9 protein-coding genes are annotated in these 9,828 nt (G+C 59.6%); 4 read left to right on the forward strand and 5 right to left on the reverse strand.

Annotated elements, in window-relative coordinates:
* Positions 1-23: 23 nt before the first annotated feature.
* A complete protein-coding gene (locus VEH04_17280) occupies positions 24-2,102 on the reverse strand; it encodes a transketolase C-terminal domain-containing protein (GenBank protein ID HYG24533.1) in 2,079 nt (692 codons plus the stop codon).
* A gap of 163 nt (positions 2,103-2,265) precedes the next feature.
* Between VEH04_17280 and VEH04_17285 the strand changes: the two genes are divergently transcribed.
* The 4 genes from VEH04_17285 (at position 2,266) to mnmE (ending at position 5,174) form a co-directional block, all read left to right on the forward strand.
* Entirely contained in the window at positions 2,266-2,763 is a 498-nt protein-coding gene (locus VEH04_17285; protein HYG24534.1) for a tetratricopeptide repeat protein, read from the forward strand.
* Positions 2,764-2,853: 90 nt separating this feature from the next.
* On the forward strand, positions 2,854-3,477 hold the full coding sequence (locus VEH04_17290; protein HYG24535.1) for a Yip1 family protein: 624 nt from the start codon (positions 2,854-2,856) through the stop codon (positions 3,475-3,477).
* Complete coding sequence (locus VEH04_17295) at positions 3,474-3,728, forward strand: hypothetical protein (GenBank protein HYG24536.1); 255 nt, start codon at positions 3,474-3,476, stop codon at positions 3,726-3,728. The genes VEH04_17290 and VEH04_17295 overlap by 4 nt, the downstream gene beginning before the upstream one ends.
* A gap of 69 nt (positions 3,729-3,797) precedes the next feature.
* The gene (mnmE, locus tag VEH04_17300; protein ID HYG24537.1) at positions 3,798-5,174 is read left to right on the forward strand and encodes a tRNA uridine-5-carboxymethylaminomethyl(34) synthesis GTPase MnmE; all 1,377 of its coding nucleotides are present in this window, start codon (positions 3,798-3,800) and stop codon (positions 5,172-5,174) included.
* Here the strand turns inward: mnmE and VEH04_17305 are convergent.
* The 4 genes from VEH04_17305 to VEH04_17320 all read right to left on the reverse strand — a co-directional run bounded on the left by VEH04_17305 (position 5,076) and on the right by VEH04_17320 (position 9,618).
* On the reverse strand, positions 5,076-6,542 hold the full coding sequence (locus VEH04_17305) for a nitrilase-related carbon-nitrogen hydrolase (protein ID HYG24538.1): 1,467 nt from the start codon (positions 6,540-6,542) through the stop codon (positions 5,076-5,078). The genes mnmE and VEH04_17305 overlap by 99 nt on opposite strands.
* Positions 6,539-6,997: a MarR family transcriptional regulator gene (locus VEH04_17310; protein ID HYG24539.1), complete on the reverse strand. Its 459-nt coding sequence runs from the start codon at positions 6,995-6,997 to the stop codon at positions 6,539-6,541. Before VEH04_17310 ends, VEH04_17305 begins: the two co-directional genes overlap by 4 nt.
* An 89-nt stretch (positions 6,998-7,086) precedes the next feature.
* Positions 7,087-8,526 (reverse strand): S8 family serine peptidase, encoded by a 1,440-nt coding sequence (locus VEH04_17315; protein HYG24540.1) that lies wholly within the window; start codon positions 8,524-8,526, stop codon positions 7,087-7,089.
* Positions 8,527-8,592: 66 nt separating this feature from the next.
* Positions 8,593-9,618 (reverse strand): rod shape-determining protein, encoded by a 1,026-nt coding sequence (locus VEH04_17320; GenBank protein ID HYG24541.1) that lies wholly within the window; start codon positions 9,616-9,618, stop codon positions 8,593-8,595.
* Between the last annotated feature and the right edge of the window lie 210 nt (positions 9,619-9,828).

A 9,828-nucleotide genomic window follows, 5' to 3' on the forward strand; every position in this document is an offset into this window, starting at 1 on the left:
ACCCGCGCAAGCCACAGGCCTGCTTACTTGCCGAGCAACGCCAATGCCGCTTCCGCCATTTTCGCGCCGGTCATGCCGTGCTTTTCGTAAAGGTGTTCGGCGACGTAAGCGCTCTGGCCGAATTCGTCGCGTATGCCGAGTGACTTCATTACATGCGCGATTCCGTTGGTGGACAACGCATGGCTGATCTGGGCGCCCATGCCGCAGACCACCTGGTGATCTTCAATGGTCACGACTTTGCCGCACGCCTTCACGGCGGAGCCGATGGTCTCGAGATCGACGCGGTTTACGAATGGATTGTTGATCACCGTGGCCTTGATTCCTTTCGCCGCAAGAATCTTTCCGGCCTCGGCAGCTTTGCTAAACAAGGTGCCGCAACCAATCAGGACAACATCGTTTCCGGTCTGGGTGACCTGCGCCTTGCCCCACGGATACTGGGCATTTTCGAGCCAGTAGATCGGGTAGTTTTCGCGGCCCACAAAGAACACATAGCTTTCGCCGTCCTTGCCCGCCTTGCGATCTTCCGCCTGTCGCCGGATCGCTTCATACATCAACGCTTCCGCTTCATTCGCGCAGCTCGGGGCGATGACTACGGTGTGGGGAATGGCGCTGACGGCGGCGAAATATGTCGTTGCCTGATGGCTTGCGCCGTCGGCGGCGTCCTGGAATCCGACGTGTGAAAACATCGCGATCACGGGCGCCTGGGACAACGCTGCCATGGTCAACGGCAGATTGCCCTTGGTGACGCCGAACTGTCCGAACGTGTCCACGATGCTGACGAATCCGGCTTTGCTGAGCCCCGCCCCGACGCTGACCATGTTGGCTTCAGCGATGCCGACATCGATGTAACGTTCCGTGGCTTTCTGAAAAGTGCTGATGCCGGTTGATCCCTGGACATCACAGCTGACGGAGAAAACAGGGTAGCCGTCTTTCGCGGCCCGTATGGCACCCGCAGCGAGGCCTGCCTGGACCTTGTCCTTCTTCACCGCAGGGGCTGCGGGAGTTGGGGCGGTGGGATTCATTGCGGCCTTCACCTTCTTCTCTCCTTCCTTCTGCTCCCAGTCCGCGCGCAACTTTTTGCCCCACGTCATGAGGTCGTCGGGAACAGGATCGCCTCCGTAGATTTCGTTCAGCCATTCGAGAACTTTTTCGCCGTTGGCCAGGGGAAATCCGTGACCGCCCGCGGCGTTCTCCTGCGTGGACTTGATGCCGTAGCCCTTGATCGTCTTGACCCAGAGGCAGACAGGGAAATTCGGATTGGTGCGGGCTTGTTGAATTCCCTTTTCGACGGCCTGGTAAACAGCGGGAAGATCATGTCCATTCGGAACCGAGATAACATTCCATCCGAGGGTGCCCAACGCCTGGAAACTCCGCTGCATCGAAAACGCGTCCTTGGTGATGCGGCCTGAAAGCTTGGTGTCGTTGTCCGAAATGATCATGACGAACGGATTCACCCGATCCTTCGCCGCCAGCCCGGGAATCGCGGCGAATGCTTCCTTCGCTTCGCCCTCCATGCTGGCGCCGTCGGAAACGACGCAGATCGTGACGCGATCGTTGCCAATGAGCTTGTCGCCAATCGCCAATCCCTGGGCCTGGGGCAGGGCAGACGATAGGGGGCCGTTGCTGAGCAGCACGCCCTCAGGATTCAGGTGCGATTCGCCATGGCCCGTGAGTTTGCTCTCGATGCTGCGAAATCCCTTGAGGTCGTCGAAGGTGAGATTGTCGAATCCATAGTTGGCGCGCAAAGCGTAGATGCCGTTCTCGGCATGCCCGGCGTCATTGACGAAATTGAAAGCTTCATGCCATTGACGCCCTGTGACGCTGAACATGATGGCATGCACGGCCGCGTTCACTTCGGCGAACGCCGCGGGGCCGCCCCAGTGGCAGGCCGCGCCGCCGATCACCGCGTGAATGTCCATCAAGGCGAGCAGTGCGCGGGTGGCGCGCGGGTCTGCGACGACGGTGTCTTCACCGGCCAGGTTCTTCACCTTCACGGAATACTTGGGCGGGTTTGGGGGCGTTGCCGCGAGCCGGGATTTGAGGGCGAGGGGCTTTAGGGCGGGCGCTTCGACTTTTGCGACGACAGAATTATCAGCGGCCATAGGTCTGGTTTAATTAAGATTCTTCAAAAAGTGCGGGCGAATACTTAGCAAACCCGTTCCGGAATGGAAAATGAAACTTCTGCAAAACACACACAAGGCTCTGCACCTGGAACCGGCCTGCGCGGATGACAATTGCCGCGGCTCGCGCTACTGTAGTTCAGCAATGAATCCGTTGCCGTGGCCCGACAACCATCATCTCGACGCCGCCGAAGGGTGGCTCGAGCTCGATGTACCGGTTGAGGCGGCGGACGAGATTCAGCAGATCGCGCCGGAATTGCGCCTTCATCCTGAGGTGTTGAACGTTCGGTGGCAGATCCTGGCACGCAAGAAGGATTGGCGGAACGGGCTGGTGATCGCGGGCGTGATCAGCCGGCTTGTCCCGGAATCGCCAGTCGGCTGGATTCATCTTTCCTACACTCTTCATGAAATGGGACGCACGCGGGAGGCGTGGGAAAACCTTTCGCGTGTTGCCCCGCAGTTTCCGGGCGACTGCACGATCGCTTACAATCGCGCCTGCTACGCATGCAGGCTGGGAAACCTGGAAACGGCGCGGGACCTGTTGCGGCGGGCGATGCAGCTGGGAGATGAGGGACAGGTCAAGGAAACCGCGCTTTCGGACCACGATCTCGAGCCGCTCTGGCGTGCAATCCGGGAATTGTAATGGCTGCGATGGGAACGAGCGGGCGCGATCGGGCGCTCAGCGGTTTGTTTTGTTGAACGCCGGGGGGTTCGCCTATATCTATGTCGCGACATGATAAAGGCGTTGCTACTGATCTTTTTGCCGCAACCGACATGGGAACACATCGCAGGCGTGCAGAGGAAAGCATTCGTTCTGTTTCTCACGTATCTGCTGCCGCTCCTGCTCATCACAACGTTCGCTGAATGTTACGGGCTCGTGCATTGGGGAAAACCGCGCGGACAGGTGGAACACGTCACCCGGTTTACGGTCGCGCAAGCCACGGTTTTCGGGGTGGGACGCATCCTCAGCTCGATCGCCATCGTGCTCATCCTGGCGAAGTTGATCAAGGCCCTTGGCGAAACGTTTCACGGCCGGCATTCAATCCACCAGGTGTTCACGCTGGCGGCGTATTCGCTGAGCCCGCTGTTCGTCGTGCGCATCTTCAACATGTTTCCGGGGGTGTCACCGTGGCTGACGTGGGTGATCGGGCTGGTTCTGTCGCTCGCTGTCCTGTATCACGGGCTGCCCGTCATTATGAAGCCGGATCCGCCGCACGCGTTCGGCCTTTATCTGATGAGCTCGCTCATGCTCACGATCGTCACGGGATTGATTTGCTTCCTCACGGTGTGGTATTTGCGCGGGAAGTTCGTGAAGCTCGATGACGCCATTTCGAACCTGATCAAGTCTGCAACATGACGACAACGGAGCAGGAACTCCTGGCCGCGCTCGGCGATCTCGAGGCGGGGGTCGCCGCGATGAAAACCGCGCAACCCCGCCCGAACCTGCTGCCGCTGTTTTCACGGATCGACACATTGACGGCTCAATTGCCGGCGGAGGCGAGTCCCGAGTTGTTGCATTTCCTCAGGAAACGCAGTTATGAGAAGGCGCGGTTGTGGCTGGAAGATCGCCGCGATCAAATCCTGCGCGGCGGCTGCCGGAGCGACTAGCCTGGACCCTGCAAAGGCGTTCAGTCCAGGTTTCCCCAACAGCACGCCTGCGATTCTCTCCCGGGTTCAATGATTGCCATCAACGACACCATAGCGGCGATCGCCACCCCACTCGGCGAAGGCGGCCTTGCGGTGATTCGCATTTCGGGCAACAACGCGATTGCGGTCGCCGAGAGCTGCTTCACGCCGGTCGGAAAGGGTTCCGGAAAACTTTCATCGGCCGCCACCCACACCCTGCATTACGGGCGGATCAGCCGCAGCGGAGAAGTTGTGGACGAAGTGCTGGCGGCCGTCATGCGCGCGCCGCGAACATTCACGTGTGAGGATGTTGTTGAGATCACGTGCCATGGCGGTGTTGTGCCGGCGAAGGCGGTTCTCGACACCGTCCTGCAGGCGGGTGCGCGGCTGGCCCACCCAGGCGAATTCACGCGTCGCGCCTTCTTGAATGGGCGCATTGACCTGGCGCAGGCAGAAGCCGTCGCGGACATAATTCATGCTCGCACTGATCTGGCATTAAGGGCTGCCAATGAACAGCTCGCGGGGAAGCTGTCCGGCCGCATCAACATGTTGCGCGATGACCTGGTAAAGACACTCGCGCATGTGGAAGCGCACATTGATTTTCCCGAGGAGGATATTGCACCGGAGACGCGTGACCAGTTGTTGAGCCGCCTCAGCCGGGGCGTGGAGTTCATTGACGAACTGCTGAAGACTGCGGACGAAGGCCAGATTTTGCGGCGCGGCATCCGCGCCGCGATCATCGGCCGGCCGAATGCAGGCAAGTCGAGCTTGCTGAACCAGTTGCTGGGACACGAGCGTGCCATCGTGTCGCCGATTCCCGGAACAACACGCGACACGATCGAGGAGACCGCCAATATCCGGGGATTGCCGGTGATCTTTGTCGACACTGCCGGCCTTCGCGAGGCGCGGGACCAGATCGAAGTGGAAGGAATCCGCCGCAGCCGGCACATGGCGGATGTTGCAGACCTTGTCCTTCACGTCATCGATCAATCGGAGCCATTGACGGAGTCGGATCGAGCGTTGCTGGCGGATTTCGCGGGAAAGAAGCGCGTGGTGGTGCGGAACAAGACGGACCTGCCCGCGCAACTGCAATTGCCCGGGCTGATCGAGGCTGAGGCCATCAGCGTGTGCAGTGTCAGCGGCAAAGGCGTGGAGCAATTGAAGGACGCGATGACGCGGCTCGTGTGGTCAGGCGGAGTGGGCGGCGAGATGTCGCAGGTGATGATCAACTCGCGGCATCAGGACGCCCTGGCGCGGTCGCGCTCTGCCCTGTGCAGAACGATCGAAGCCCTGAGTGCAGGTGATACGCTTGAGCTCGCGGCGATGGATTTAAGGATCGCGGTCAATGCCATTGGGGAAATTGTCGGGAAGACCACGACCGAAGATTTGTTGGACATGATCTTCAGCCAGTTTTGCATTGGGAAGTGAGCGGGCCGGCAAAGCGAATGCGATCAGCGCGGCGACCGAGATTCCAATGCTCAACAGCGCCAGCCAGCGATCGATTGGAAGCGAGCCGGAACGCGGCAGTTGCAGCTCAGCGTATATGGTTGCGTTCTCTCCGGGAAATCCCGCCGTCGTCTGAACGGAACCATCGCGATCGATTGCCTGCGAGATCCCTGAACTCGCGAGGCGGAAAACGGGAAGCCCATATTCGCGCGCCCGCACGGGGCCGACGAGCGCATGCAGTTCGTGCTGCCGCAGGCCCCAGTCGGCCACGTCCATTGTGGGAACGACCAGCAATTGGGCGCCCGCACACACAAGCCGATCCATGACGCGGGTGTAACTGAGGTCGTAGCAGATTGCGATTCCGATTCTGCCCCAGGGCGAGTTCCAGATCGCTTGTCCAAGGGCAGGGTGGCCATCCTTGAAAAATTGGATCGGCACGCTCTTTGCCTGTTTAAACACGATCGTTCCATCCGGGCCGACCACGAATGCCGTGTTAAAGAAGCCGCCTGAAGGTGACGCCTCCTTGCCGCCAACGATGAGGTGGCGTTTGTTGTCGCGGCACCATTTTTTGAGAGAATCGGGCACGGTGCCGTTCAAGGTGTATTCACTGAGAACAAGAAGTTGCGCTTCGGGATGCTTGGTGATCAGCGAGTCCAGCGCGCCCGGGAGGCTGCATTCCAGCGGGAATTCCAGCTGCACACCGGCGATTCGCACGGATGAAACCGGAACATCGGCTCGATCCGGATGGCCCAGGACGAAAACGCAGAGGACGATGGCGAAACACAATGCGAAATGCGCGCGCCACCGCAGCGTGAGAACGGCCGCCCCACAAAAGGCGCCCAGGAACGAGATCCCATATATTCCAAGAACGGACGTTGGGATTTCTGCGACTCCGCCAAGGACGCAGCCGATATTCGCCCACGAAAACTTCAAGTAGTAGAGTTCGCTTCGCGTATATTCGAGTGCGATCCAGAAGCAGGGAGCGAGCACCAGGGTCCACCGTGTTCCGAACCGGCGGAGGATTGCGCGCGTGATGCACACGAAGAGTGCAATCCAAAGCGCGAGCACCAGCCACAACGTGATTGCGGCGGCTCCAAAGATTTTCCAGAAGAACGCGAGCTGGGGCGCGATGCAGGCGAGGGCTGTTGCGAGACCGCTATAGAATGCCTGCCGGCCCGTTGGCAGACGCGTGAGTTGGAAAAGGAATACGAAGTAGAAGAAGGCGGCGAGGTGAAGAACGGGAGCGGGTGGGGCGGCGTAGGCGATATGGAAGCAGGCGATCGAAACAAGGGCGGAAGCGGCAGCTGAAATAGGCGGGATGGTCGCAACCGCGTTTTTGATGGCATTCATGCATCCTCCTCTGTGAGTCGTTCAGCGCTGCGAGCCAGCCCGGCAAGATCGGCCTGGAGTTCGCGCAGCCGCCGGGCCGATGTGCCCTTCCAGACGCCCTCTGCCAATGAATGAAATTCGGGCACAATGGCCTCCAGCAACTTTTTGCCAGCGGCCGTGAGAACGACGCGGTATGCGCGCCTGTCTCCACTGTTCTCATGACGGCCCAGCAACCCGCGCTTTTCAAGGCGGTCGACAAGCCCGGTCACGTTCGAACGATGGGTGAGCAGAAACCGTCCGAGTTCGGTTTGGGAAAGTCCTTCCGGCCGGCCTGACAGCAAATTCAAAACATTGAACTGGCTTGGGCTGATATCCCAGCGCGCAAAGAATACGCGGCTGGCGTTCCACAGCGTGTCGGCGGTCCGAAGCACCTGGAGCAAGGCCTGATAGCGGGGAGAGGTGTTCGGGGAGGTCATGGCTTTATGTCTATAGATCAACTGTTGATATGTCAACAAAATGTTTTGGACGTTGAAAACAGCTGCGGCCATCGGCGGCGACCGGACGTTCAGCGGCCTGGTTCGACCCGATAATAACGGGCGGGCGCGGGGCTCGATGCCGGGTCTGCGAATGTCCAGGCTCCGTCGGAACCGACTGTGTTGGTTTGAAGCGGAAGCCAGTCCAGCAGGTTGCTCGACGTGGCCATGCAGTAAACGTGGCCTGGGGGGCCGGCGACATGGAGGGTCAACGGAAGGCTGTGCGAAACGATGGACAGGGCGGGATGATCCAGGGCTCGCCTGAGGTTCAGCCGGCCGCCGCTGACGCACAGGTTTGTGAACGTGTTGATAGTGTCTGTTGCGGAGAGAAGGCGGTTTATGAGTTGTTGAGGGTTCAACCCTGAGGCGGATGGCGACATCAAGGCGAGCGCACCCACGACGACGGCCGACGCCGCTGAGGTGCCTTCGCGCGTGCTGTAATCGGTGTCACTGTTGATGCCAGTTGAAAACATCTCCGACCCTGGGGCGAACAGGTGAACGTTCGTTGGTCCATGGTTCGAGAAATTCCAGGGCGTGTCGAAGCGCGTGGAGGCCGCCACAGACACGATATTATCCAGCCGGATGCAGGCCGGGTAAAATGGGGCGTTGTCGACGTTGGTGGCATTGTTCCCCGCAGCCGCGGCCACCACAATTCCATCAAGGCGCGCCAGCCAGATCGCGTTTGAAACGGCGGCTGAGAATGTTGAACCGCCCCAGCTGAGGTTGATCACACGGGCGCCATTTGTTCGGGCGAACTCGATGCAGGCAACAGCATGTGAATTGAATCCGTTGCCGAAGGCGTTCAGAAACTTGCAGGCCATGATGGAGGTGCGCCATGCAACACCGGAAATTCCCTCTGCATTGTCTGCCACGCCTCCGATGATTCCAGCGAGGTGCGTGCCGTGGCCGTAGTTGTCCCACGGATCGTGCCCGCCTGTGAGAGCGTTGAATCCTGGTGTTCCGTCCGCGGGATTGCGCCAGATATTTTCCAACAGGTCTGCGTGCGTATGACGTACTCTTGAATCGACAATGGCAATGACGACATTGCTGGCAGTGCGCACAACGTCCCACGCGAGCTTCGCGTCGATGTCCGCTCCCGCAGTTCCGCCGTCCTGTCCAAAGTTGTTGAGCCACCACTGTGTGCCGTCAGCAAGCCGCGGATCGTTCGGAAAGGTGCCTGCGGCCGACACGACGTAATCAGGCTCGGCAAAATGCACGAGGCCGCTGGATTGATATCGAGCCACGGCTTCTTCGACAGAGTCGCCTTGTGCAAGCGTGACCAGTTGGACAGTGCTCGAACACTGCGAAGCCCGGCAGCCATGCTCGGCGTGCAGTCTTTGCAATTCCCTGTCTGCAGCAGCGCGCGGCAGGATGAGGATGCGTTCGGGATGAAAGGAGAGGGGGGCAGCGGGAACCTGTTCCATCCGCGCCAGCATGAGCAGGACAACGAACGATCGAAGGAGTGAACGCAAATGGATTCCCTTTTGAAATGAGGAGCTGAATGCCGTCAAACCCCGGCCGCCGCAGCCTGACCCAGACTATTTTGAGTTTGATGAAACCCGCTTGAGGAACTGAAGCTCCTGCAGCACGCGTCCCGTGCCTTCTGCAACCGCGCTCAACGGGTCATCTGCAATGTGAACCGGCAGGCCTGTCTCTTCTGCCACCAGGCGATCGATGCCTCGCAGCAGTGCGCCGCCGCCTGCCATCACGATGCCGCGATCCACAAGATCAGCAGAAAGTTCCGGCGGACACCGTTCGAGCGTGATGCGGACCGATTCAAGAATCTGGGAAAGCGGTTCCTGGAGAGCTTCGCGAATTTCCTCGGATCGGATCGTCAGCGTTTTCGGCAGGCCGGCGCTGAGGTCGCGCCCCTTGACCTCCATCGTCAATTCCCCATCGAGCGGAAACGCGGACCCGATGCGGATTTTGATTTCTTCGGCAGTCCGTTCGCCAATCATCAGGTTGTAGGCGCGCTTCATGTGCGCCACGATCGTCTCGTCAAATTCATCGCCGCCCACGCGCAGGCTGCGGCTGAAAACAATCCCGGCCAGCGAAATGATCGCGATTTCACAGGTGCCGCCGCCGATGTCGACAATCATGTTTCCCGCGGGCTCATGAACGGGCAGGCCGACACCAATGGCTGATGCCATGGGTTGTTCGATGAGATAGACCTCGCGCGCACCGGCATGCGTTGCGGAATCCTTCACGGCGCGTTTTTCGACTTCCGTGATTCCGGAAGGAACGGCGACCACGACGCGCGGTGCGATCAGCTTGCGATGATGCACCTTTTGGATGAAGTGGCGGAGCATCGCCTCCGTGATTTCAAAATCCGCGATCACGCCGTCCTTCATGGGACGGATGGCCACGATGTTGCCGGGTGTGCGGCCGAGCATGCGCTTGGCTTCGTCGCCGACTGCGAGGACGTTGGTGGTGCCGGCCTGGATTGCGACAACAGAGGGTTCTCGGAGAACTATGCCCCGATCCCGGACGTACACGAGAGAGTTGGCTGTTCCGAGGTCGATCCCAATGTCATTGGAAAACAGGGTTTTAACTTGTGCAAACATGCATTTGCCTGACGACGGCAAACATTAGGGGCCGGGAGACAGACAGGTCAAGTTAATCGTCAGCATATGACCCGACACAGCATTCCGCGCTCGAGTCGTTGGCAGCTGCTGGCAATGGAGCTGACCGAAGCAGCCGCGAGCCACGACGATGATTGATGATCTGATTCGGTTTGGCGGCGTTGACATGCAATCCGTAAATACCGGCATATC

This window comes from Verrucomicrobiia bacterium, assembly GCA_035629175.1.
In the GTDB taxonomy this organism is placed as follows: domain Bacteria; phylum Verrucomicrobiota; class Verrucomicrobiia; order Limisphaerales; family DASXHY01; genus DASXHY01.

Coding starts and splice junctions, on each gene's coding strand:
- VEH04_17285 (HYG24534.1), top strand. CDS start 2,266: ATGAATCCGTTGCCGTGGCCCGACAACCATCATCTCGACGCCGCCGAA.
- VEH04_17295 (HYG24536.1), top strand. CDS start 3,474: ATGACGACAACGGAGCAGGAACTCCTGGCCGCGCTCGGCGATCTCGAG.
- mnmE (HYG24537.1), top strand. CDS start 3,798: ATGATTGCCATCAACGACACCATAGCGGCGATCGCCACCCCACTCGGC.
- VEH04_17305 (HYG24538.1), bottom strand. CDS start 6,542: ATGAATGCCATCAAAAACGCGGTTGCGACCATCCCGCCTATTTCAGCT.
- VEH04_17310 (HYG24539.1), bottom strand. CDS start 6,997: ATGACCTCCCCGAACACCTCTCCCCGCTATCAGGCCTTGCTCCAGGTG.
- VEH04_17280 (HYG24533.1), bottom strand. CDS start 2,102: ATGGCCGCTGATAATTCTGTCGTCGCAAAAGTCGAAGCGCCCGCCCTA.
- VEH04_17290 (HYG24535.1), top strand. CDS start 2,854: ATGATAAAGGCGTTGCTACTGATCTTTTTGCCGCAACCGACATGGGAA.
- VEH04_17320 (HYG24541.1), bottom strand. CDS start 9,618: ATGTTTGCACAAGTTAAAACCCTGTTTTCCAATGACATTGGGATCGAC.